This is a genomic window from Saccharicrinis sp. 156 (genome assembly GCF_050589685.1).
Classification (GTDB): Bacteria; Bacteroidota; Bacteroidia; order Bacteroidales; family Marinilabiliaceae; genus Saccharicrinis.
Genome location: NZ_JBNGOS010000010.1, coordinates 49,952 through 75,835 on the forward strand (window position 1 = coordinate 49,952; position 25,884 = coordinate 75,835).

Genomic DNA, 25,884 nt, shown 5'->3' on the forward strand with positions numbered 1-25,884 from the left:
GCTTTTAATCAAAAAAGATTGAGTTATGGTGTTAACAGTTACTTTAAACCCGGCCATCGATAAAATACTTGTTGTTGATTCTTTTGAAGTCCATAAGCTACATCGTCTAACAAAGGGAGAAATGAGCATGGTTTCTGCCGGAGGGAAAGGGGTAAATATCGCTAATACACTCAGTAAAATGGGTGATGAGGTAATTGCTTCGGGTTTTGCAGGCGGACATGCCGGCCATATGTTATGTGATGCCATCAGAAAGGAAGGTATCACCACAAATTTTATATTCACTCAGGGCTCCACCCGTACAAACATCTCCATTCTGGATAGAAAAAATGAAACCTTAACAGAGATTAATGATTTTGGACAAGAGATTCCTAAAGAGGATATTGAGTTTTTTATGGAGAATTACGAACGGTTATTGTCCAGAGTAGAGTTAATAGCTATTGCGGGATCATTACCTCAAGGCGTATTGCCAGATGTTTATATTCAGATGGTTGATTTGGCGCGCAAACAGGACAAAAGGGTAATGGTGCATACATCACCAAAATATTTGCCGGTTTTATTGGAGGCGCAACCTTTTCTAATTAATCCCGATATGAGATCAGATCATTCTATTCTTGGGAAAAGGGTAGACGGAGTAGATCAATTTATTAGGTCGGGACGGGAGATATTAGAAAAATGTCCGAATACTGAATATATCATTTTTACACATCGATTGGAGAATGTAGTTGCGGTCTCTCAAACAAAGGCTTTTGTGTTGCGACCTCGGGATATGAATATAGTTAATATGCTGGGTTATGCCGATGCGTATTTAGCAGGTTTTATTCATGCATATACAAAAAGTGAAAAAGAGGTGGAAGTATTACGCTTTGCGTCAGCGGCCGGATTAACTGATGTGGAGGATATTTATAAGGAAATATCAGATATTGATAAAATTGGGAATAATTTGTCCAGAATTGATATAGAAGTAGTTAAATTTTAAGGAAACTATGAAAAAAGTTCAAGAATATATTCATAAAGATATTACCTGCGTAAACGAAAACTCCAGTTTGCGAAGAGTGATCAATACGATGAAACTGCACCGGCTGAGTGCACTGCCGGTGGTAAATAAATTGGGCGAGTATGTGGGATGTATTAGTGAACAGGATATTTTAAATGAAGCCATACCTGCTTATATGAAAAAGATGTACGATACTTCGTTTATGGCAGGGCTGGATCAAATTACTATCCATTTAATAAAAAAATTGGATCATAAAATTATTGATTTTATCGACGAAAAATACCCTTGTGTATCGCCTGATGATTCAATGTCGTATGCGGCAGATCTATTATACCGCCAGAAAGGAACCATTTTACCCGTCGTTGAAGGTAAAACGCTCATAGGATTGTTGACTCGAATTGAGATTCTTTCATTATCGTTGGATATAAATTATTAGGACATGTTGTTGCTCATAACAAGTCAAATAAACTCTTTCCATGTAGTTGTTGCGCTAGTCGTATTTATACTGACTTTTACATTGATTACCACGGAAAAACTACCCAATGCCATTGCTGCCATGTTAGGTGGTTTTCTGTTTGTTGCCTTTCATATAATAAGTCAGGATGAGGCCGTCGAATATATCGATTTTGATACCATAGGATTGCTCTGTGGCATGATGATGACGGTTGCCATCATGCGTAAGTCAGGGTTATTTGAATATATTGCTATCAAAGGTATAAAAATAACTGGAGGTAACCCGTGGAGGATATTGGTGGTTCTATCTATTGTAACTGCTGTATTATCTGCATTTCTTGATAATGTGACAACCGTTCTTATCATCGTTCCGTTAACTTTTGCAGTTGCAGATACCATTAAAATAAGTCCATTGCCGTTGCTGATTTCAGAAATTATATTTTCAAATATCGGTGGAGCAGCCACTTTAATTGGCGATCCGCCCAATATAATGATAGGTGGAGCCACGCATCTCGATTTTATGGATTTCATCAACAATAATCTGCCTATCGTTCTAATCGTTTCCATTGTTACTTTCGCTTTGTTACGAATGATCTATTATAAAAAACTTAACGCTGTGGAAGTAGACACAAGTAAAGTGGATGCGTTTGATGAGAAACGGGCTATTAAGAATAAAAAATTCCTGATTAAAAACTTAATTGTTTTTGGGTTGATTATTGGCGCTTTTATGACCCACCATATTCATCATGTAAGTTTGGCTTCCGTTGCATTGGGGGGAGGGTTTCTACTGATGATGATTACCAAAGAAGATCCTGAAGAGATATTAAAAGAAGTAGAGTGGCCTACCTTATTCTTTTTTATCGGTTTGTTTGTCATAGTCGGAGGTCTCGAAAAAACAGGAGTGATAAACTATCTGGCCGATCAGATGGTTGTTGCCACCGGAGGGGAAGCGCTCAAAGCATCACAGCTGATTTTATGGATGTCAGCCGTAGCTACAACCTTTATCAATAGTATTCCCTATACCGCTACCATGATTTCCGTAATCGAAAATATGGGAGAAGCAGCAGGAGGTAATATTGATTCGCTATGGTGGGCCTTATCCTTGGGTGCTTGTTTTGGAGGTAATGGGACGTTGATCGGTGCTGCGGCCAATATTATTGTCGCCGGATTTACGCAAAAAACAGATCATCCTTTGCGCTTCAAAGAGTATTTGAAAGTAGGTATTCCGCTGATGTTGGTATCGGTAGCGTTGGCATCGGTATATCTTTATTTTAGGTATTTTTTTATATAAAAATTCCAGTATAAAATAAATCACGAATACCAAACGTCCTGTTTATTTAAATTAAACGCAAGAATTGTAATTCCTTTATATATCCATTTAAGACCTTTATATCTTTATTATATTTGCACAAATTTATAATATATGGATCCCAATAAAGGTAACACCAATCTGATAAATAGATTAAGCCCGGAGGCGCTAAAGAAAAAATTGGAAAATGAGACTTTTAAACGAACCACCCTTTCGTTTTACAGGTATGTCATCGTAGATGATCCGGTTCAATTACGTAACCAGCTATACATGAAATGGAAAGAACTGGATTGTTTGGGAAGGATATATGTGGCCAGGGAAGGTGTTAATGCTCAAATGAATGTGCCTGATCATCATTGGGAAAAGTTTGTGGAAATTATTCAAAACAATCGGTACTTAAAAGATATTCCTTTTAAAATAGCCATTGAAGATGATGGTAAATCATTCCTGAAACTTCAAATTAAAGTCAGAAACAAAATTGTGGCAGATGGTTTAAAGGATAGTGATTTTGACGTGACCAACGTAGGCAAACATTTAGATGCCAAAGAATGGAACAATGCCATGGAGCATGGTGCAATTGTGGTCGATATGCGAAATCATTATGAGAGTGAAGTGGGCAAGTTTGAAGGGGCAATTACACCGAGGTCGGCAACATTTTCCGACGAATTGCCCGAGGTGCTGGATCTCTTAAAAGGAAAAGAAGATGAAAAAGTATTGCTGTACTGCACAGGTGGCGTTAGATGTGAAAAGACAAGCGCTTATCTAAAGCATCATGGTTTCAATGATGTCAACCAGTTACATGGTGGTATCATCGATTATAAAAGACAAATAGATCAAAGTCGCGAAGAAAGCAGGTTCAAAGGGGTGAATTTTGTTTTTGATAACCGTTTGGGAGAAAGAATAAGCAATGATATAATCAGTAGTTGTCATCAGTGCGGCAAACCTTGCGATAAGCATGTTAATTGTTCTAATGTAAGATGTAACCTGCTTTTTATACAGTGCCAAGAATGCGCTTCCAAAAATCACCGGACCTGTTCCGAATCGTGCAAAGAATACGTGTTGGCACTTCCCGAAAAAAAACTCGAACTGGATAAAACACACCATTACAAGCCAGTGAAGCGATATTTTAAACTTGGGTAAAGATTTTTATTTTTCTGAAAGTCGCTTAATTCATTACATTTGTTAAAGATGTATTGATAAAATATGAACGAACCATTTGATATAAAAAAGCAGCTTTGTAAAAAGGTCGAAGAAATCCTGGATAATAAAATTTCTTTGCTCAACTCGGAATTAGCTTCGGCCAAGGAATCTCGTGACAGTGATACCAAAAGCAGTGTTGGCGATAAATATGAAACCAGCAGGGCGATGATGCATATTGAGATTGGTAAAAACGAAGCTCAACTCAACAACATGCTTAGGCTAAAGAACGAGCTATCGAAAATTGATGTCAATAATAGAAGTGATAAGGTGGGGTTTGGAAGTGTGGTTATTACAAATAAAGGTAAATATTTTATATCTGTCGCAATAGGAAAGGTGTTGGTTCAGGCTGGTGAGTTTTATTCTGTTTCATTGATTTCTCCCATTGGAAAAATATTACAAGGGATGAAAAAAGACGAAGTAGGAGTATTCAACAATCAAAAAATCAAGATTAAAGGCATAATATAAAAATGCGTTCACCTACAATTGGTAAGTGAACGCATCGTTTTGTAACAATTGAGTATTTGTATTTGGACTGTTAAATTCTAAATAAAACCTAACATTTCGCTTAACACTAAAAAGAAAATGCAATTTCTAACTCAAACTGATTCATTTCCAATTCAATAGTTTGATTAGGTACCATATTACCTTCCATTGCTTGTGTTGCATCAAAATCCATAGGGTTATATCCTTTAACAGTTGATGTTGGAGCATATACCAGGGCTATATGAAGCGCTTTCCCTGATTCACCCAGGAATTTTGAGCAACCAAGGGTGATGTGATTTTCTACCACACCAGGAGCTAAAATATTAAACATTACTTCTGAAGAAGGAACAGGTTGCTGGGTGTTTGAGTATCCCGCTCTAAAAATCCAATTGTCAATACCGGAAAATTCGGTACCGAGTTTTATCACAGAGATATCTTCCCATCCAAAACCAGCTCCGTTATCTGACCCTAAGGGAGCTTCAGCGAATGCTGCAGGATCCATAGGATTTGATACAGAAGCAACGTCTGTGTAATTAATCATTTTATAATCTGCCATCACAGCCCAATCATCGGTTAATTCATAAGCAAGTCCTATGGTCCAGTTTGAAGGAATATCAAAGTCTCCTTGTTCTGCAAAAAGACCGGCATAATCATCAAACTCACTCATCATAGTTTTTGTTTGATAGCTTGCTCCTAAGGTCAGTTTTTCTGTAATTTTCCCTAAGTAACCAATTTTAACGCCGTACCCAAACGCCCCATCATGATCGTTACCGGTTAAAGCGTTTGCATTGCTCGACATCTGGCTGAATGCACCTAATCCGTTAGCCTCAAAATATTGATATGCCAATACACCGGTGATTCCGATACTATGGTTATCAGCTATTTTGCGTGAATAGGTTAATCCTAAAAACAACTGCGCTAAATCTACTCCGGTAGTTGATGAATTCGGATCGTGAAATGTGTTTGTCGGATAATCGGTGTTCATTCCCCCATTACCAAAAACAGTAGCGGAAAAGCTACTTTGCTCATTTATCATCCAATTGGCTCCCATACTTGGCATTAAAAAAAGTTTCGAATCACTTTCAACAGTCCCTGGCATTAGTCCAAATGTGCCATCCATTCCCGAAGGGGTTCCTGTAATTGTGTATTGACGATTGGGATTAAATAAACCAACACCGATTTGATATTGCTTTCCTAAAAATACATGACCGGCTGGATTTCCGTTCATTAATGAGTTTTTATACCAGGCAATTCCTGCACCTGCCAATCCTTTGTTTTGAGCTCCATATCCAACCCCAAAATAACCGTCAGTCGCACTCACCTTGTTCGTTAACATTAGCCCAATAAATAGTGTTATTACATAGATTTTCTTCATACCAATGATTTTAAGTGTATAAATATATATTTGTAGATAGATTAATGGTTAAATATAGAAATATTTCTCTAATTAAATAATTAGATCCATTCTAAACTTTATGCATAAAAAATGGGCTCAAATAAAATATGCTTTTAATCGTTGAACACTGTTTTTACTTTATCCTGCTGTAAATAAATTATTTGAATTCTAAATCTTTCAACATTATCTTAGTTTTTCTGTTAAATATTAGAACGCAATAAATATTAATCCTTAAAACGCACCTCTATGGAAAACGACAGGAACGTTTACAACCCCGTAAACGAATATTTCAAGAACCCGGAAATTTCACATCTCGACGAGTACAAAGCCTTGTATCAGGAAAGTATGGATGACAATGAGGCCTTTTGGGAACATCAAGCAAAAAAAGTATTGCGTTGGCAGCACGACTTCGAGGAGGTATGCAACAACGATTTCGAGGAGGGGATGATATCATGGTTTCTGGGAGGTAAGCTGAATGCATGTGAAAATTGCGTTGACCGTCACGCCAAGGAAGACGGGGATAAAGTCGCTTTGATTTGGGAAGCAGATGAACCGGGCGAAGGCAAACAGGTTACCTATAAAGAGTTGTTGCGTGAGGTTTCCAGGCTGGCCAATGTTCTTCGCCACCATGGAATAAGAAAAGGGGACAGGGTGGCGCTTTATATGCCCATGATTCCGGAAGCGGTTTATGCTATGCTGGCCTGTGCGCGTATAGGAGCTGTTCACTCGGTTGTATTTGCCGGATTTAGTGCCGAAGCATTGCGCGACAGGATTAACGATGCTAAATGCAAGGCTGTGATTACTGCCAACGAAGGCTTGCGTGGCAGACGTCTTATCCCCCTGAAAAGAATCGTGGACGAAGCGGTGATTGCCTGTCCAACGGTTCAGCATATATTTGTGGCAAAAAGAACAGACAGTAAGGTGCCATTTTTTGAACCTCGCGACGTTTGGTTAAATGAGGCCATGGAAGCGGAACGCCCATATTGTCCCATAGAGCACATGGATTCCGAAGATACCTTATTTTTGCTTTACACTTCGGGGAGTACCGGGAAACCTAAAGGATTGGCCCACACAACAGCCGGTTATTTGTTATATACGGCCTTAACACATAAATATGTATTCGATTATCAACCGGGCGATATTTTTGCCTGTGTAGCCGATATAGGTTGGGTAACGGGGCATTCATACGTTGTTTATGGCCCACTGGTAAACGGGGCAACTACGGTTATTTTCGAAAGTGTACCCAATTATCCCGATTCGGGCCGTTACTGGGAAATGGTGGAACGATTGAAGATCACACAGTTTTACACAGCTCCAACCGCTATTCGTGCCATTCAGCGCGATGGTGACGGGTTCGTGAAAAAATATGACAGGAGCAGTCTCCGTGTTCTGGGAACCGTTGGGGAACCCATCAACCCTGATACCTGGAAATGGTATTACGAAGTGGTTGGGGAAAGCAGGTGCTCTATTGTAGATACCTGGTGGCAAACAGAGACCGGAGGAATCCTGATTTCCCCGTTACCTGCAGCTACACCAACTAAGCCGGGTTCGGCCACACTTCCCTTCTTTGGAATAGAACCTGTGCTGCTAACGCCCGAAGGCGAAGAGGTGGAAGGCAATGATGTTTCGGGTTTGTTGGCCATCAAAAAACCATGGCCTAGCATGGCACGTACCATACAGGGTGACCATCAGCGTTTTATGGAAACCTATTTGAATTCGTATAAAGGATATTACCTTACCGGAGATGGCGCCATGCGCGACAAAGATGGTTATTACTGGTTAACAGGAAGAATTGACGATGTGATGAATGTTTCTGGTCACAGAATTGGTTCCGCAGAAATAGAAGGAGCTCTGGTATCACATCCTTTCTGTGCCGAGGCGGCTGTAGTTGGTTTCCCGCACGAAATTAAAGGAGAAGGTATCTTTGCCTACGTGCTGTTGAAAGAAGGCTATACCTCAAACAATGAGCTGGTCGGTGAATTGCGAAACGAAGTTCGACATCATATTGGCCCTATCGCAACACCGGATCAAATATTGATTGCTCCTGGACTTCCTAAAACCAGGTCGGGAAAAATTATGCGCAGGATATTGCGTAAGATAGCCGCCAATCAAACGGAAGAATTAGGTGATATATCTACCTTGGCCGATCCGGGAGTTGTAGATAAGTTGATTGAGTTAAGAGGGAACTTGTAATATGTTACAGGTACCCAGATAGGAGTTGTTTAACGATAATTTCAGAGGCTGTGAACCACATTCGCAGCCCTTTTACTATCTTGCAACCTGAATCTCGATACCGATGACACATAACATAAAAGAAATAATTAACGCTAAATTCCCATCCTTGTACGAAGAAGGATTGCTTGACGAAATTCAGGAACATGGCAGGATAATAGAGTTCTTGCCGGGAGACAAACTCATTGAAATTGGGGCTTATATTAAGCAAATGCCGTTGTTGATTGACGGTACCATAAAAATTTCAAGGGAAGATTCGGAGGGTAATGAGTTATTGCTTTATTACCTGAATAGCGGAGAAACTTGCGCCATGAGCTTAACTTGTTGTATGGGAGACGCAAAAAGCAATGTAAGGGCTACGGCTATTGAAGAAGCCGAAATAATTATGCTACCGGTCACCAAAATGGATGAATGGATTAAGAAATATGATTCATGGAAGAACTTTATATTTCGAGCCTATCGGATACGTTTTGAGGAAATGCTACAGACCATAGACAGTATTGCCTTTATGAAAATGGATGAACGGCTGTCTAGGTACCTGTTGGAACGATCTAAAGAATTAAATCAAAATATATTAAGTCTTACCCATCAGGAAATCGCCAGTGACCTGAATACTTCAAGAGAAGTGGTGTCCAGGCTCTTAAAGCAGTTGGAGAAACTGGGTAGAATTAAACTTCATCGTAATAATGTGGAAATTATTTCCCTTGTGTGACAAAAGTTACTGTACAATTTTTTTTGTCGTTGTTTTTTTGTCACCATAAAACAAAGCTGGCATGGCCAGATCAAATTTAAACACTTGTAGAATAAAATAACTAAAATGGAAAAAAAAATAACGATAATAGACGTACGTACCCCTATAGAATTTGCAGGTGGTAAAGTGGAAGGATCCATCAATATACCTGTCGATCAAATTGTACAGCGATTGGATGAGTTAAAGGCTATTGAAGGTAAGATAGTTCTGTGCTGCGCATCAGGGATGCGGAGTTTTTCGGCGCTGCAATTTCTTCAGCAAAACGGGATGACCAACGTAAGCGATGGTGGCCCTTGGTTTACCGTGACCGAAATGGAAGAACAGAACTGATAACATAGACTTCAGAAAAATTTCAATTAATATCTAAAACTATCAATACTGCCGGTGGCCACAAGCTATTAGCTACAATCTTTTTTTATGGGACTATTAAATTTTTTATTCGGCGGTAAAAACAACCCGCTTAAAGAAATTATACAACAAGGTGCTACGATCATTGATGTAAGAACTCCCGATGAGTTTAAGTATGGGCACGTGGACGGATCTATCAATATTCCGTTAGATCAGATCGAACACAAAATGAAAAGGATAAGGAAAATGAAAATGCCCTTGGTGTTATGTTGTGCTTCTGGAATAAGAAGTGCCAATGCAACACATTATTTGAAAAACAATAACATCGCTGATGTGTATAACGGTGGCCGTTGGTCAAAAGTGGATAGGTTAACCGGTCAGCAGTAGGCAGTCAGTAATCAGTTATCGGTAATTAGCTATTATTATGTAGGATTTCCTTTCATGAAGTTGGTTCTTCCCTTTTTTTGTCTGGACAAAGGGGAATTACTGAACCTCAAATTTAGGGATGGGGATTAACAGGGTACATATCTAACGTGCGATAACCTATAAACGATCATGGCTCAATTATGCAGCCAACAAAACAAAAGAAAAATGGCGTTAGTCTCACAAAAAAGCAGCCATAAAAACATAAATTCAAATCGTTCGCCTTATAAAATATGAGTAAGAAAATTATTGTAATTGGAGGTCTTTCTGCAGGGCCATCTGCTGCAGCAAAAGCACGCAGACAAAACGAAGATGCGGAAATCATATTATTTGAAAAAACAAAGAATGTTAGTTATGCGACATGTGGAATCCCATATGCACTATCAGGCGTAATAAATGATAGAGATAACTTAATCGTTGTAGAGGCTGACTTGCTTCGTAACCGATTTAATATAGATGTTCATCTGGAAGAAGAAGTATTGGATATCGACCCGGAAAAACATATCGTTAAAACAAACATGGGTGAGTATGGATACGATAAACTGGTATACACTGCCGGGGCAAGTACCTTTATTCCACCTATCAAAAATTTAGATCAAGCTTCAAACTGGTCGGCATGCCGTACATTGGAAGATTACGACCGTATCATGCAAAAAGATATGTTGGAGGAAGCCAAGCACATTACTGTGATGGGAGCAGGGCTGATTGGTGTTGAAGTGGCAGAGAACCTTCGCGAAGCCGGGAAAGAGGTAACGTTAATAGAAGGTAGTGAAGGTATATTGCCGATGTGGGAAGGTAAGTTTCGTCAGTTTGCAAAAGCCACATTGGAAAAGCACGGAATTAGGGTGATCACGAATACCTTTGTTAGGGAGTTTGATGTTGAAGACGGTAAAATAAACGGTGTGCAAATCAGTAATGCTGAAACGCAATCCACCGACTTTGTTATTATGAGCGTAGGTATTAAACCTAATGCTCACCTGTTGACATCGAAAGGTGCCGAATATATCGCGAACGGTGCGGTTAAAGTCAACGAAAAGATGGAGACCAACCTGCCCGACATTTATGCAGCAGGGGATTGTGCCAGTATAAAAAACACACAAACCGGGGAGTACGATTATTTGCCTTTGGGAACGCACTCCAATAAAGGAGGTCGTACTGCTGGGGTAAATGCCGCTGGTGGGGACGAGGAGTTTAGCGGAGGATATAAAACGGCTATTATCAAGGTGTTTGAGAATACTATGGGGCGTACAGGCATGAATCCTGCCTTCATGACAAAAAATAACATTGAATTTGCGGTTAACCTTATTGTAGCTGGTTCCACACCGGGTTATTATCCCAATCAAAAAGATATGATTGTAGAAACGTACTATGATCCCAAAGATGGCACTATATTAGGATGTGAAGTTTTTGGTGAGAAAGGTGTTGACAAACGTATCGATATTATGAGTACAGCCATATATGCCAAACTTAAAATGAGCGATTTGCCAAACCTGGACCTGGCTTATGCACCTCCATTTTCGCCTGCAAAAGATCCGGTAATTGTATCGGGTTACGTAGGTTCAAACGTTTTAAACGGAAACTATACCGAAGTGGATGCCTTAACGTTAAAAGAATTAATAGAAAATACGCCGGAAGAAGAATATAACTTAATCGACGTACGTGATCCATTGGAGCTGGAAATGGCCGGTAAGATTGCTCATGCTACAAATATTCCCTTGGAGCAATTACGAAAAGATAGCTTGGACGGAATTGATCCTTCCAAACCCACTTATATTTACTGTGCCAAAGGGCTAAGAGGATATTTAGGGTATTTGATTTTAGCAGATAAAGGTTTTACTCATCTTAAAAATTTATCCGGCGGATTTATGATCTGGAGTAAACTGAATTAATATTAGAGAATTATCATTTCTGAAAAATCAGGTGCATTGGCTTTGGCTGGTGCACCTTTTTTTTATTTGGTAAAAAGAATCGTGAAACGTAACAGCGTTAAATAATATAGCGTTGAACAAATAAATAATATGTTCGAAAAAAATATTTTCATTCTCTGATTTAAAAGAAATATTTATTTATGTATGCTGTTGACTATAATGTTGTTAAAAAAATAATATGGAATAAATGTAGAATAAAGTATAACATTATTGTATTTAACCCGTAATAATTTTTACTTATAAGAGAGAGTCTGGAAAACTATTTAATTTTATGGCGGTTAGTATGATATTCAAGACTAAAAAGGCGTGGGGTAAGTTATTGTCAACGATGACATTATGCTTATACATTGCTTCTTATTATACTATTTATCCTGTATTGGGCAATGCGATGCTAATTGTTTCGATAGTACCTGTGTTGCTGATATATTGGGCCTTTAGCTTATACTATTCAATTTTAATTCAGTTTTTTCTAATAGCACACCGGTTTGTGGCTTTAAAAATTTTAGGGGTGGATTGTGATATAATGCTGTCCTTCGGAACCATACTAGGTACTTGCCTTAATTTTGTGTTGTTGTTTACCGTTAATTATTTACATACCATAAATAAGAAACTGAAAGCAGTAGAACGTAAATTAATATTACAAAACACGGAGTTGATCATTACTAAAAATAAAGCGGAAGAGAGCGAAAGGTTAAAATCTACGTTTATAGCAAATATTAGCCATGAAATACGTACCCCCTTAAATGCCATTATTGGCTTTTCGCACCTACTGCTGGAACCAGATATTAAAGAAGAAGAAAAACAAGACTTTTTCAAGAATATAGAACAGTCGGGAAACCGTTTAATGCAACAAATAGATGGTTATATTAAAATGTCTGACTTGATGGCGAGTCAGCCCCCCTTAATGGAATCGGAGTTTTCTTTAAGAGATTTAATGCAAGAGCTTTATGCGAGTTTCTGTTTAAAGCTGAAGCATAAAACCGGCGTTGAATTAATGATGCCCATGGAACTGAACGAAGGGGAGGACTGTATTTTGGCCGATAGAATCCGGCTAACACAGATATTGAGTGTTTTTATAGATAACGCCATTAAATTTACCCAAGAAGGTTATGTGAAAATATCGTATCAGATCAAGGACAATACTGAATTAATGTTTAAGGTGGAGGACACCGGTATAGGGATTTCTCCCCAGTACAAGGATATTATATTCGATTGTTTCCGTCAGGGCGATGATGATTGTTATTCCAGAAAATACGAAGGAAGCGGTTTAGGCCTGGCCATATCAAAAGCTTCGATCGAACATCTTGGAGGTAAGGTATGGTTTATTTCAACTCCGGACAAAGGTTCAACGTTTTTCTTTACTATCCCATATAGACCAGTGCCAAAGAAAAAGAATATATTAAAAATAAACGGCCTAAGTACCCATTAAATAAATTGGCACATTATTTTATATCCGGCTACTTCATCATTAATAAAAATAAAACCTTTGATAATTACATAATTACTTGACATCGCATATTATATATCAGATATTTGTATCTGTTACTAGTCTTTACCGAATGGGGAAATTAGTGATTGTACAATAAATTAAAGATATGGCTAAAGCACCAAGTAAACGGTTTGGTATTTTGTTAACTACGTCATTGTTTATTATTCTGGCAATGACCCTGTATTATATTTACACGCAAAATGTTAAGGAAACCAAGGTGAAGCGCCAAGCTTTTAAAGTGTTATATAGATATGCCAGTGACTTGTCGGAAAAGGAAAAGGCGATACGTGCGCAATATCAAGAGCCTATTATGATTGAGTTATCAGGAATAAACAAAGCTATCCATGATAAAACCAGGCGTAAAAACAGTATTCGAAATAACATGTTAAAGCTGCAGGTTGAATTTAACAGCGAAGATCTTAAACAGCAACAATTAGCCATCAAACATCAGATGCAAAGTGTTAGGCAGAAATTTGCACCACTGTCGAACGACTTAAAGGAGTTACTCCGAAGAAAAGAAGAACTGGAAGCCGCTTTTCGCACCCATCCGTCCAAACTTATCAATAAAGAAGACTGGTATTTGTTAAAAAGAATTCCTTACCAGGTATGGGAAGAGGATACCTCTGAATTTGTTTATATCAGGAGTGAACAATTGTTCGGTGACGTCTTTAATATCGATTTATTTGAAAATTTTGTTGTTTTTAATAACGACAGTATCGTTTTTAAAACACTTGAGGCGTTAAATGATTTGCAATTGATCATGGACGAAGATAAAGGCCTGGTGCAGGATTCCATTCAGGATAAAGGTTTGAGCGCGTTTACTTTTGCAAAAAAAACACAATACGGAGGCCACGGAATTACAAACCCCTCCGAAAACCAGGTAAAAATAAATATTGCTGGCGAAGATTACCAAGCCTTTATTGTTCCGGTACAATCGGTTGGAATGAGCCATTTGGTAGGTCTGGTGCCCAACAATAAGTATGCTTCCATGAAAAGGGGGTTCGATAGGGGGGTAATATCCGCTATCACCGTTTTTATTGTGTTGTTGCTTTTAAGCATTCCGGTGGTTAAGTTAATGGTCATAACCCCTGGTGAGGCTTTTACCATAAAAAGCTTGGTTACATTATTGTTTAGTGTTGCCGGTATTATGTTCCTGATATTGTTTTTTAGTGTTTATATAAGTAATAAAATATTTATCAGGTCGCATATTAATGCAGATGGTGAGCATTTGCAAAGCCTTTCATTATCTATTAAAGATGCTTTTGACAACGAAATCAGTTCCATGCTCAACCAGTTGGATACTTTTACGAATATCCTTTCTGATACCAACCTGTTGCGTAACACAAAGTTGAAGAAAGGTGCAAATCTTTTAACGCACGGCGAAAGTTTTAATGCCATTGATGAAATGGTTCAAAGGAAAATAAAGGAACAGGTGGTTCAGAAAATCGATAGCGGTCCATATCCCACATGGCTTGAGGCTTTTACAGCGTCTACCAAGGATAAAAAGACCGTTTTCGTGGTGGAAAACGGTAAGGAGTGGAAAGAAAGCCCATGGGGTATAGATATCAGTAAGAGGGACTATATTCAGAATACACGTAGATTTAATAAAAATGGCAAGTATTTTGGTTTTCAATCTATTTTTTCGCTTAACACCGCCAAACCGCAGGTGGTGGTTTCACAGGAAATAGATACCACAGAATATGCCGTTTGTATTTCGGCCGAGATGCATACGGTGAATGATGTTGTTTTGCCCTATGGCTATTCCTTCTGCATCATCGATAAAACAGGCAAGGTTTGGTTTCACGAGAACCCAAGAAACAACCTACGCGAGAATTTATTTGAAGAAACAGATCATTTCCCGCTGCTCGAGGCGGTTGTGAAAAGCAGGCGAAGTAACACCATAAGCTGCGATTATAAGATGAAATCAACATTGATGCGAATTGATCCGTTAGACGCAGATATGGGCTTGTTTTTGGTGACAATGTGTGGCGTAAACGATTATTACCAGATATTTCATCAAAGCGGCTACATGATCTTGGGTAGCGCCTTGTTGATTTTTGCCTTTTGGTTTTTACTCGCCCTGGTATATCGTTGGTATCAAAAAGTCCGCAATAGTTCCAGGTATCGACCTCATAGTCTGTTGTATTTTTTTCCGGAAAATGATAGTATAAACAGTTATCTGCGATTGATTGTGGTTAACGTTTTGTATTTGGTGATATTTATTGCCATAACCCTGGTGTTTTACGAACAAGTTTATGTGAATCATTGGGTACGATTGATTGGGCTTACAGGAGCTGTCCTGCTCATATTGAATATCAGGGAAGTCAGAGAATCCAATAATAATTTTAGCTTCTTTTCTTTTGCTAAGTTTTTATTTACCGAAATTGTAGCTTTTTTCTTTATTGAATATTTATTGGGCGGAAACCAGGCATCCAGGTCGATGGGAATTTCGGTTCTGTTACTGATTGTACTCAATCTTTTCTTTTTTATCGGATTCAGGATTAAGCACTATGGAAAGGTGTCTAAAAAATGGTGTTTCAATATTTATTTTGCCTATATCTTCACTCTTGGTATTGCAACTATCTTTTTGCCTTTGTTTACGGTTTATACCGTTGTTTATCATCAAGAAAGTATAATGCACTTTATGCATCAGCAACGTCACGTTGCGGATAAACTCATCCAACGGGACAATCGGTTTATGGTCAGCCACAAACCTTCGGTAACCAGGGAGTTGGATAAAAAAGGGAGATACTTTGATATCATTCATGGCCTGGAGCAAAACGATGATCTTGATTCAATTGGAGCACCCGGTAATTTATTGTCGACGCTAAATTATGTAAAAATGTTTGGCGATATTCGTTCGGGCTTATACTTTGTTAACAATAAAATTGAGGACAGAGGCAACTTAATTAAACCCAATTATACCAACTCTGCGGATGGACTTTATACATATGCCATCAATGATAAAACCCTTTTCCTAAAAGTTCGGGCCGGAGGTTATCCCTATTACCAAAAAGCTTTGACCTTGGAGATGGAAAGTTTTGGCGTTTTCGACCTGCCAAAAAGGTACTATGGATTTGGAATTGGCTTGCTTCTGGCGTTTCTCTTATATGCCTTTTACTTCCCGAAAATCGGTTACTATTTGTTTCCACGGTTAAAATATTCCAGGGACTTATTTACCGGAAACCCAGTCGTATTCATTCCTAAACAGGGGGCAAAACGATATATGGTTTGCCTACCTGACAAAGAATTGTTCGATCATGTGTTAAAAACAGATAATGCTGAATTGTTTGCGCTGGAAGAGGTTTCGCAACAAAACGATTTTGTTAATTACAACAAAAGCGGTAAAGATATATATCTGTTTTGTCAGGAAAGGGCTTTTGATAGTTTGAAAGCGCTTGATGCCTTTGTGTTTAGGTTGGAGAAATTAATGAACGATAACCTTCAGCGAAGCATCACCTTTGTCTGTTTTAAAACACCGGGTGCTTTTATAGAAGGGTTACATGACCGTTTACGTACCGAAGATGACAAACATTTCGCCAAACTTGACGCCGTCATTAACCGCCTGCAAAATATTTTGTCCGAATTTGCGGTAAGGTACTCACCAATCTTGTCGCAAGCCCTTCCAAAAGAGCTTCTTCAGAAATCTTTTGAAGGGCAACTCAACTGGTTAAATAACGAAATGGGAAATAATGCCTACTTGCGCTCTCAGTTCGAAGAGCTCGATACGATTAAGTCCTCTTTCTCAGTTAATCAAATAGAAGGCGATATCAATGACGACAATGTTTACGTGGTGTATGTTACGTTTAAGAATTATTATCGGAAAATATGGGATAACTGTACCCAACAGGAAAAGTCGGTACTGTTTGATATTGCAGAAGATCATATGATTAACCTTAACAAAGAAGGGGTGGTTAATGAACTAATCAACAAAGGTCTTATCAAAAAGGAAAGATACCTGTCCTTGTTTAACTTGAGCTTTACCCAATTTGTCTTGCACCAACAAAAACAAATAGAGGTTATTAACAGAAGTTTAAGGGAATCATATAAGAGTGGTTGGAGTCAGTATAATATGCCGATTAAATTATTGGCAGCGGCCATATTAATTTTTTTATTTATTACACAACAAGAGTTCCTAAACGGAATACAGTCGATCCTTATTTCGGTAGGTGCTGTATTAACGGTTGCCGCTCGTTTTATTAATAACCCTTTAAAATCAGGGAACAATCCGGTACTTTAAACTGAGAAACATTGGATATGGTTATACTTCTGATTTATTTGGGTTAATTTAATTATTTTTGGCGTTCAATTAAAAATATTGCATGAACGCTATTGGACTTATCAAAAAACTATTGCCAGGTTTGGCTCCCCTGATTATATTCGTAATTGCAGATAGTATATGGGGGACAGAAGTTGGTTTACTTATAGCTATCGCTTTTGGGTTCATAGAAATAACCTACAGCTTATTCCGGAAGCAAAAACCGGATAAATTCATCCTGTTTGATGTGGGGCTTCTGGTGGCAATGGGGGGAGTTTCTTTATTGTTGGAAAACGATTTGTTCTTTAAACTTAAACCCGGGGTAATCGGTACAATATTGTGTGTATTGCTGGGTATTTCGGCCTATGGCAGGCACAATATCATGATGGCGATAAGCGGTCGATATTTAAAGGATATTTCAATAAACCCCTGGCAACAATACGAAATGCTTCAAAGTATCAAAGTTTTGTTCTGGATTTTTACAGTACATACTATCCTGGTTTTTGTTTCGGCTGTTGCTATGAGCAAGGAGGTGTGGGTTAGTATTAGTGGCCCAGGTTTTTATGTGTTCTTTGGTGGGTATTTTATTTTTGAGTTATATAAAAAACGCCGGGCGCAAAACAAATATCAAGGGGAGGAATGGCTGCCCATAGTTAACGATGATGGCAAAGTATCGGGTAAAATGCCCCGTAGTATAGCTCACAAAGGTTCTATGATTTTACATCCCGTGGTGCATTTGCAAGTGCTGAATTCAAAAGGCGAGTTGTACCTTCAAAAGCGGGCAGACCATAAATTGGTGCAGCCCGGAAAATGGGATACCGCCGTAGGAGGACATGTTGCGGTCGATGAATCAATCGATATATCACTAAAAAGGGAAGCAATGGAGGAAATAGCCTTGCAAGAGTTTTCTGCCACGCCTTTTAAACAATACAAGTGGGAGAGCAATATCGAAAAGGAATTGGTTTTTGCTTTTGTTTCGGTTACGGATTATCCTTTAAAACCTCACCCGTCGGAGGTGAGTGAAGGTAAGTTTTGGACTATGGAGGAGATTAATGCTGGCCTGGGTAAGGGATATTTTACACCCAACTTTGAACATGAGTTTGAGTTTTTGAAAGCGTACTTGGCCAACGGAAAGCAACACTAACTTTACACGCAACCCAAGCAATTTATATTCATCATATTAAAAAAGGTTATGAACAAAGTTATGGTATATTTTATTTGTTTGCTACCACTTATCTTGTCATCATTAAGTTGTGTAAATACAGATGAGTTTAACTTGCCCTATGAAGTAGTGATAAAAAATGGACAGGTGCATCACAATCAGGTTAATAACTTCCGTTTACAGATGATTAAGGTGGTCAGTGATTCCAGATGTCCTACTGGGGTAGAATGCGTTTGGGAAGGCGATGCTGCCATTTTGTTTGATTTGGAAATAAAGGACCACCAAAATTTTATTTTACACACGCATGCAGGTTTTCAAACAGATACAATAATAGATACCATTAAGTTTGTATTGCTAGAGTGCAATCCTGCTCCTGTATATGGTGAAGACATTAAGCCTGAAGACTACGCTGTTAAATTACGAATTGAAGAGGTCAATTAAAATCCAGCTAGTATGAACCACCATTTATCCTAATGAACCTATTCATTTGTAAAGACGTGGCCATGGTTTGATTCCCCGGGTGAATATTTAACCCGCAATATGCATTAGAAATTCTATTACACATTGAAATTACTTTAAAACAAGGCACTTCGTTGCATCACTTCAACTCACCAGAACGATGCTCCCGAAAGTAATCGGGACAAGTGATGCCTTGTTTCAGTAATGCCTTGTTTTATTGTATTTGCAATGCTCAGGACGAACCCCCAATACATAATCCGGGTTTAAAATAAACTTCCCTGAATAGCTTCAGTTGAAACAGGAACAATCTTGTCCAGCGAAACATACCAAATAAATCCTTTGACATTAGGATGCCCCATCTTTTTTACATGCCGGATATATTGCGAAACCTGCTTTTCGTATTTTGGCTCCTCAATATCACCAAACTTATAGTCGATGATATGAACTTCATTGTTTAAAAACACAACCCGATCGGGGCGATAGGTACCATTTTTTGTTAAAATGGCATTTTCGGCCTTGGCTCGGTGTTCCGGGTTAAACCATTCTTTCGTGTCGGGTTTTGAAACTAATTCAGCTATTTGTTCTTTTAGTATTTCCTTATCCGATTTAGATATTTTGCCTTCAAAAATCATTCTGGTCAAGGCAATGTCAATATCATCAATGGTCTGAATAAACTCAAAGGCCTCGTGCATTACCTTTCCGTAATTAACCTTGCTTTGCCCGCCATCGCTCGAAAAATAGCCGTCACTATCTGTTTTAATGGCTATGTTTTCATCGCTCAACAGCTTATTGGAAAAAGGTTTAAGCGTTTCACTGAGGATTTCTTGTTCCTTTTTATCGTTTAATACTTGTTCCGGAATTTTGCCATAACTAAACAATCCATTTTCTCCATCCCAAGAACCGGCCAGATCTATGTAGCCATTTTTTTCTGTCATTTGATGATGGTTAATGGCGTAATACATTAAATCTGATACACTCTTAAGCTCACCTTTGCTGTTTTTCGACGGTGTGTTGCCAAAAGTCACCAAAACCTCGCAACAGCGCGTTAGGGCTACATACAGTAAATTCAAGCTATCGACATATTGGTATAAACGTTCCTGAAAATATTCTTCTTTAAAAATGGTATTCCGTAACTGGGATGTATAGGTAACAGGCAATAATTTTATCTGATCGAATGGTGCCTTATTGGGCCTGCACCAAATAATATTACTTTTAATTTCGGAATCCAGTTTCCAATTGCAGTAAGGTACAATTACCACCTTAAATTCCAAGCCTTTGGACTTGTGTATGGTCATTATTTTAATGGCATCCTGGTCGTCGGGTACGGCAACTGCCTCACGAATGCCCTTATCGTCCCACCAATCGATAAAAGCGGTTAAATCAGGGTAGTGATCTTTGATAAATTGGTTGGTGCAATTAATCAACGCCTGAATAAAAACGCCTTGTTTTTCTTTTATCTCCCCTGGTAATTTATGAGCCAACAGTTCAACCAGTTCAAGTAAAGGTTTCTGACGTTGTGTCAACAGCTCGTTAATCCAATCAAATTCTTTTTTTGCAAACCCGATTTCCTCATCAAAATCAAAGTGCTTACCCACTTCAACAGTACCCGTTTTTTCCTTTCTCTCTAATATCGCACGGCTTAATACCATTTCGGCTTTGAGGATCAGATTATTGGGGTTTTGCAGGAACTTTATTTGAGCCATCATAAAGTTTACAGCCGAAGATCCCGACAGAAACAACGATTCGTTGGAGATAACAGGTATGACCCTACCTTCTTCGGAATAAGCACCTGAGAGCAAAGCATTGGCAACGGTTTCCCCTTCACCTTTCTTCCTTACCAGGATACAAAAATCACTATATTGATAACCTTTCTCCACCAATGTTTCGATGTTTTCCACCATTTCTGCGAGCATTCGCTCATCGTAACTCAGCTCTTTGTCAGGAGCTAAAAATTTCGATTTAATATGTCCTTGGTCGGGTTCTTGTTTCTCGGGCAGTTCCTGAAATGCATCGGCATATGCCCGGGAAATCTTAGAGCCAAATTCCGATATCGTTTCTTCATCTTTTATAAAATCGGAAAACAATCGGTTAAAATCGTTTTGGATGTATCCGGCACCCGATACAAACAGAGCGTTATTAAACCCAACGATATTAGAAAGACTTCGCCAGTTTTTGTTGAGGGTAAGCCCCTCACTGCCATGTTGTTTAAAATCGTGCTCAACTTTGCCGGCCAACAGGTTCCAGTCCGAGTTACGCCATCGGTAAATCGACTGTTTTACATCGCCAACAATTAAACTGGTTTCACCGCTTGACAGCGAGTTGTCGACAAGAGGTTTGAAGTTAAGCCATTGCAGTTTTGAGGTATCCTGAAACTCATCGATCATAAAATTTTGGAAGCGCGTGCCGATCTTTTCGTATATAAAAGGCGTATCGTTTTGGTCAATAATCTTGTTTAAAAAGTGCGACGAGTCTGCAATCAAAAACATGTTTTCGTCGCGACATATAGCCTGGACTTCATTGGAGATGTCTGCAATAATACCCAGTGCAAAATAATTCTGGCTGATCACCTTTGCCGTGACGTAGTTTTCATATTCCCGTTCCATCAAATCAACGGCTTTTTTTACCAGCATGTTGAGTAAGGGATATAATTCCGATATCTGCTGATTAACAGCAGGGGGATTATCCTTGCGCCCCCATTTTTCCGGTTCATCAATAATTTTAAGTAGGGTAGACCCCGGTTCCAGTTTATCCAGGATTTTAAGTTTTTCGAAATATTTAACGGGAGTACGGCTTTTGCCTGTAAACAGGTCGTAATTTAACCCACTTCTCTTTATCGCCGTGCTTCCTTCTTCGCCAAGGGTTTTTATTTTTGATTCAAAACCGTTTATGATTGCCTGAATTCGGTTCAGGTAATCTTGCATCTGTTCCTTGTTGCTGATAACGTTGAAAATATCACGGCTCTCTAACTGAAAAAGTTCATTGAAAATTTCGGAACCCAGTTTATGTAAATCGTTACCTAAGTTCCAGCTCTTACCTTGGTTTAGCTTTTGTTCGGCGAATTGTACTAACCAATCCTTCAGATGAGAATTTTCAGGCAGATCCACTTTCATTAGCAGGTGGTCAACGGCTTTTTGAAGAATTTTGGGCGTGTTTAATTCTATTTTGAAACCACTTTCCAAACCGGCTTCCCGCGCAAACGAACGTATTATTTTCTGGAAAAAACTATCTATGGTACTTACCGAAAAAAAAGAGAAGTCATGTAGCAAGTAACTCAAAAGCACTTTCGCTCTATGTCTTACCTGTTTGTCGCTTAGTTTAAATTCCACAATCAGATCGCTCACATAATCATCTGTTTTGCTGGCAGATATTTCATACAGTTTTTCAAGTATGCGGCTTTTCATTTCGCCGGTAGCCTTGTTGGTAAAAGTTACGGCCAGGGTATGTATGTAGTTTGTTGGGTTTTTAAACAGAAGGAACAGAAATTCTTTGGTGAGCGTAAAGGTTTTTCCAGAACCGGCTGAGGCCTTATATATTTTAAGTTTTGACATGTACTATTGCTATTTTATCGCTAAAATAGCAATAGTTTTCTAAAAAAGACAGGCAGTCCCAAACCATCCCAATTTATTCTAAACCGAATGAGCTAATAATTCCAGTCTTACTAAATAAAACACTATTTAAAAAATACTGCCCGCCTTTTTTAACTATCACTATCGAGCCTGATTAATTCATGAATTTTTGTAATTAAATATGAATAGATCAGGTAAGCAAGCCAAAACCAATCAAGGTCTATTTATTAAAATTATGAAGGCATACTGTCTTGGTATGTTCGCGTTATTCGATATCCTCTGCTGCGATAAAACCTTCCGAAACAACTGTCATTTTAATGTTTTGGCGGTGCACAATTTGTGCCGGCAACAAGATAGCAGGTACAAGCCTTTTACCATTGTTAACGGTTAGATTCATGTTCGAAGGAGCTTCTCCATCGGCAATTTTTATGGCAGCGTTGGCAGCGGCAAAAGCCATCGATTCAATGGGTTTGTAAATGGTCATGGTTTGTATACCGCCCGCAATATTACGTATTGCTTCAATATCGGCATCCTGACCTGCAACCAACACCCTGCCATCCATATTGTGTTCTTTCAGCGCACTGATAACACCTGCAGCAATAGCGTCATTGCCCGCAATTACGGCATCTAAAGCAGTATCAACGTTGGTTAAATAATCGTTGGTGATTTTATAGCCCTCATGCAACGACCATGTATCGGAAAATTTACTAAATACAATTTCAATATCACCTCTTTCAACAAGAGGCTGTAATACATTCATTTGCCCCAGGTTAAGCAAGTATGCGTTATTGTCGATTACAGAACCGCCCACAATTCCGTATTTGCCTTTGGGCTTTATTTTAGTGAGGTAATTGGCTTGCAATTCTCCAACCGCAATATTGTCGGTCGATATATAATAATCTAGGTTACAATCCTTTATTAAGCGGTCATAGGAAATAACCGGCACGTAATTTTTGTGCGCATATCTGACTATGTTACCTGCTTTTTTCGAGTCAACCGGAACAACAATTAGTACTTCTACTCCGTTTGCGATCATCTCTTTGGCCTGGTCCTCTTGTTTGTCTGGATCTGAATCAGCTATTGCCACAACACAGGTTCCGCCAAGCTCAACAACCTTTTCTTCAATCAGCTTCATATCTTTTTTCCAACGTTCTCGTTCTAAGGTGTCCATCAGCAGACCTACTTTGGGTTTGTTTTTACAGCTAGTAACTATTAGTATTCCAAATGCTAAGATTAATAGGATTTTTAGTGCTTTCATAATGTGATGTTTTAGGAAGAAATTTAATTTTAATAATTTACAAAAAATGATTCGGAAAGTAAAGCACTATCCCATTTAAAATTTAACATCTGTTTTCTGTCAATTATCATATTCTCCAAGGCACAGATAATGGAATAGTCCACAAAAAAATGAATTGGAAGGATAATGAAAGAAATATAGCACATGATATAGACTAAACATTAAGCGGGTGGATAAGATTTGTTTTATTTAGCATGCTTAAATCAAAAAACCTCTTTTATTTTGCCCGAATACATTACTTTAATTAAACAGCTACCTACTACATACTCTCTTTTTTTGCTTCTTCCCAAATCTTGTCCATTTCTTCCAACGACATTGCTTTTAAATCCAATCCTTGTTTTATGGTTTTGTCTTCCAAATAATTAAAGCGTTGAATAAACTTACGGTTGGTTCTTTCTAACGCGTTTTCGGGGTTTACACCATATAATCGAGCGGTGTTAATAATGGAAAATAACAAATCACCAAATTCAGCTTCAATCTTATCTTGGTCTCCTCTAGCAATTTCTTCTTTTACTTCCTGCAGTTCTTCTTGAACCTTGTCCCAAACTTGTTCGCGGTTTTCCCAGTCAAAACCAACGCCGCGGGCTTTGTCCTGTATCCTGTTGGCTTTAACCAAGGCAGGCAACGAATCCGGAACTCCTTCCAAAACGGATTTGTTGCCTCCTTTTTCCTTTAACTTTAAACGCTCCCAGTTTTCTTCAACCTCTTTGGCATCATTTACCTTGGTGTCGCCAAAGATATGGGGGTGCCGGTAAACCAGTTTTTCGTTCAATGATTTGATGACATCTTTAATGGTGAACTGTTGTTTTTCCTCACCAATTTTCGCATAAAACACTATATGCAGTAATAAGTCGCCTAATTCTTTCTTTATCAGGGTCGCATCGTTTTTTATGATGGCATCCGCCAATTCGTAGGTTTCTTCAATGGTAAGGGTCCTGAGTGTTTCATTGGTCTGTTGTTTGTCCCAGGGGCATTTTTCCCTGAGTTCGTCCATTATTATTAATAACTCTTCAAAAGCAGTTAATTTTTCTTGCATCAGTTTTATTTTGGAATTGATATTTTATTAAGTTCAAATGTAAAAATATCCATCCACTTTATTAATATTTGTTGTTAATTTGTATTCTTTATTACCCATATATATATATGATAGAAAAACTGATATACCTTGATTCTGTAGATTTAATTGAGTTTTTGGGCGTGAAGAACGTAAAGCTCGAATTGATTAGGAGCAAATTTCCTAAGCTGCGTATTATTGCGCGCGGCGATTGGCTCAAGGCAATGGGAGAAGAGGAGGAAGTCGCTTTCTTTGAAGAGAAAGTTCACCTGCTACTCGATCATTATAACGAATACAATGTGTTGAGCGAACATTCCATATTTGAAATTATAGATAGTGGCACGGTTGGAAAAACCAAAGAGGTTGATGATGTTATATTATATGGGATTAATGGAAAACCCATCAAAGGCAGAACTACCAACCAACAGCTCTTTGTGCGGGAATACGAAAAAAATGACCTTATTTTTGCGGTGGGGCCAGCAGGTTCGGGCAAAACATATACGGCCATCGCATTGGCAGTTAGGGCATTGAAGAGAAGGGAGGTACGCAGGATTATTTTAAGCCGGCCGGCAGTGGAAGCAGGGGAGAAGCTCGGCTTTTTACCTGGCGACATGAAGGAAAAAATTGATCCATATTTGCAACCGTTGTACGATGCTTTGCAGGACATGATTCCGGCTGCCAAACTAAAGGACTATATGGAGAACGGGACCATACAGATTGCCCCGTTGGCTTTTATGCGCGGCAGGACTTTAAACGAGGCATTTGTGATTTTGGACGAAGCCCAAAACACAACGGTAAACCAGATAAAGATGTTCCTGACCCGCATGGGTCAAAGCACCAAATATGTGGTCACGGGAGACATAACCCAAATAGATCTTCCCCGTAAATCCATGTCCGGACTGGTGCAAGCCATGCGAATCTTAAACAAAGTGAAAGGTATAAAGATAATCAATTTTGATGTCAGGGATATTGTACGCCATCCTTTGGTGAAAAAGATCGTGGAGGCCTACGATAAAGAGAAACCCGAAAAGTACGAGGAATAACCTAAAGAGAGGAGGCAACCGGTTGAGTTAAGTTGTCTC

At 38.7% G+C, this 25,884-nt stretch carries 19 protein-coding genes; 15 read left to right on the forward strand and 4 right to left on the reverse strand.

The annotated features are described in order from the left end of the window. Nucleotides 1-25: 25 nt before the first annotated feature. The 5 genes from ACRD64_RS07745 to ACRD64_RS07765 all read left to right on the forward strand — a co-directional run bounded on the left by ACRD64_RS07745 (nucleotide 26) and on the right by ACRD64_RS07765 (nucleotide 4,421). Entirely contained in the window at nucleotides 26-976 is a 951-nt protein-coding gene (locus tag ACRD64_RS07745; protein ID WP_430932715.1) for a 1-phosphofructokinase family hexose kinase, read from the forward strand. Between the two features lie 7 nt (nucleotides 977-983). Further along, the gene (locus ACRD64_RS07750; protein WP_430932716.1) at nucleotides 984-1,430 is read left to right on the forward strand and encodes a CBS domain-containing protein; all 447 of its coding nucleotides are present in this window, start codon (nucleotides 984-986) and stop codon (nucleotides 1,428-1,430) included. Nucleotides 1,431-1,433: 3 nt separating this feature from the next. Next, nucleotides 1,434-2,738: an ArsB/NhaD family transporter gene (locus ACRD64_RS07755; protein WP_430932717.1), complete on the forward strand. Its 1,305-nt coding sequence runs from the start codon at nucleotides 1,434-1,436 to the stop codon at nucleotides 2,736-2,738. A gap of 132 nt (nucleotides 2,739-2,870) precedes the next feature. Then, the gene (locus tag ACRD64_RS07760) at nucleotides 2,871-3,896 is read left to right on the forward strand and encodes a rhodanese-related sulfurtransferase (RefSeq protein WP_430932718.1); all 1,026 of its coding nucleotides are present in this window, start codon (nucleotides 2,871-2,873) and stop codon (nucleotides 3,894-3,896) included. A 63-nt stretch (nucleotides 3,897-3,959) separates the two neighbouring features. Beyond that, a complete protein-coding gene (locus tag ACRD64_RS07765) occupies nucleotides 3,960-4,421 on the forward strand; it encodes a hypothetical protein (RefSeq protein ID WP_430932719.1) in 462 nt (153 codons plus the stop codon). A gap of 106 nt (nucleotides 4,422-4,527) precedes the next feature. Here the strand turns inward: ACRD64_RS07765 and ACRD64_RS07770 are convergent, their stop codons facing one another. Next, nucleotides 4,528-5,814: an OmpP1/FadL family transporter gene (locus ACRD64_RS07770; protein WP_430932720.1), complete on the reverse strand. Its 1,287-nt coding sequence runs from the start codon at nucleotides 5,812-5,814 to the stop codon at nucleotides 4,528-4,530. Between the two features lie 267 nt (nucleotides 5,815-6,081). Between ACRD64_RS07770 and acs the strand changes: the two genes are divergently transcribed. The 9 genes from acs to ACRD64_RS07815 all read left to right on the forward strand — a co-directional run bounded on the left by acs (nucleotide 6,082) and on the right by ACRD64_RS07815 (nucleotide 18,867). After that, entirely contained in the window at nucleotides 6,082-8,028 is a 1,947-nt protein-coding gene (gene acs / locus ACRD64_RS07775) for an acetate--CoA ligase (RefSeq protein WP_430932721.1), read from the forward strand. A gap of 103 nt (nucleotides 8,029-8,131) precedes the next feature. Then, nucleotides 8,132-8,779, forward strand: a complete 648-nt coding sequence (locus ACRD64_RS07780) for a Crp/Fnr family transcriptional regulator (RefSeq protein WP_430932722.1) — start codon at nucleotides 8,132-8,134, stop codon at nucleotides 8,777-8,779. A 105-nt stretch (nucleotides 8,780-8,884) separates the two neighbouring features. Next, nucleotides 8,885-9,148 carry a rhodanese-like domain-containing protein gene (locus ACRD64_RS07785; RefSeq protein WP_430932723.1) on the forward strand — a complete coding sequence of 88 codons (264 nt, stop codon included), beginning with the start codon at nucleotides 8,885-8,887 and terminating at the stop codon, nucleotides 9,146-9,148. An 87-nt stretch (nucleotides 9,149-9,235) separates the two neighbouring features. Next, nucleotides 9,236-9,553: a rhodanese-like domain-containing protein gene (locus ACRD64_RS07790; RefSeq protein WP_430932724.1), complete on the forward strand. Its 318-nt coding sequence runs from the start codon at nucleotides 9,236-9,238 to the stop codon at nucleotides 9,551-9,553. Nucleotides 9,554-9,822: 269 nt separating this feature from the next. Next, a complete protein-coding gene (locus tag ACRD64_RS07795; protein ID WP_430932725.1) occupies nucleotides 9,823-11,478 on the forward strand; it encodes an FAD-dependent oxidoreductase in 1,656 nt (551 codons plus the stop codon). A 322-nt stretch (nucleotides 11,479-11,800) separates the two neighbouring features. Then, entirely contained in the window at nucleotides 11,801-12,946 is a 1,146-nt protein-coding gene (locus tag ACRD64_RS07800; RefSeq protein ID WP_430932726.1) for a sensor histidine kinase, read from the forward strand. A gap of 166 nt (nucleotides 12,947-13,112) precedes the next feature. Beyond that, a complete protein-coding gene (locus ACRD64_RS07805; RefSeq protein ID WP_430932727.1) occupies nucleotides 13,113-17,246 on the forward strand; it encodes a hypothetical protein in 4,134 nt (1,377 codons plus the stop codon). Between the two features lie 82 nt (nucleotides 17,247-17,328). Beyond that, the gene (locus ACRD64_RS07810) at nucleotides 17,329-18,408 is read left to right on the forward strand and encodes a septation protein IspZ (RefSeq protein WP_430932728.1); all 1,080 of its coding nucleotides are present in this window, start codon (nucleotides 17,329-17,331) and stop codon (nucleotides 18,406-18,408) included. Nucleotides 18,409-18,456: 48 nt separating this feature from the next. Further along, a complete protein-coding gene (locus ACRD64_RS07815) occupies nucleotides 18,457-18,867 on the forward strand; it encodes a hypothetical protein (RefSeq protein ID WP_430932730.1) in 411 nt (136 codons plus the stop codon). Nucleotides 18,868-19,148: 281 nt separating this feature from the next. Here ACRD64_RS07815 and ACRD64_RS07820 read toward each other — a convergent pair whose 3' ends face one another. From ACRD64_RS07820 to mazG, 3 genes are all read right to left on the reverse strand, one after another. Continuing rightward, complete coding sequence (locus ACRD64_RS07820; protein WP_430932731.1) at nucleotides 19,149-22,433, reverse strand: UvrD-helicase domain-containing protein; 3,285 nt, start codon at nucleotides 22,431-22,433, stop codon at nucleotides 19,149-19,151. 283 nt (nucleotides 22,434-22,716) lie between these two features. Beyond that, nucleotides 22,717-23,709 carry a sugar ABC transporter substrate-binding protein gene (locus tag ACRD64_RS07825; protein WP_430932732.1) on the reverse strand — a complete coding sequence of 331 codons (993 nt, stop codon included), beginning with the start codon at nucleotides 23,707-23,709 and terminating at the stop codon, nucleotides 22,717-22,719. A 298-nt stretch (nucleotides 23,710-24,007) separates the two neighbouring features. After that, nucleotides 24,008-24,784: a nucleoside triphosphate pyrophosphohydrolase gene (gene mazG, locus ACRD64_RS07830; protein WP_430932733.1), complete on the reverse strand. Its 777-nt coding sequence runs from the start codon at nucleotides 24,782-24,784 to the stop codon at nucleotides 24,008-24,010. 107 nt (nucleotides 24,785-24,891) lie between these two features. Here mazG and ACRD64_RS07835 point away from each other — a divergent pair, with 107 nt between their 5' ends. After that, the gene (locus tag ACRD64_RS07835) at nucleotides 24,892-25,845 is read left to right on the forward strand and encodes a PhoH family protein (RefSeq protein WP_430932734.1); all 954 of its coding nucleotides are present in this window, start codon (nucleotides 24,892-24,894) and stop codon (nucleotides 25,843-25,845) included. Nucleotides 25,846-25,884: the final 39 nt, after the last annotated feature.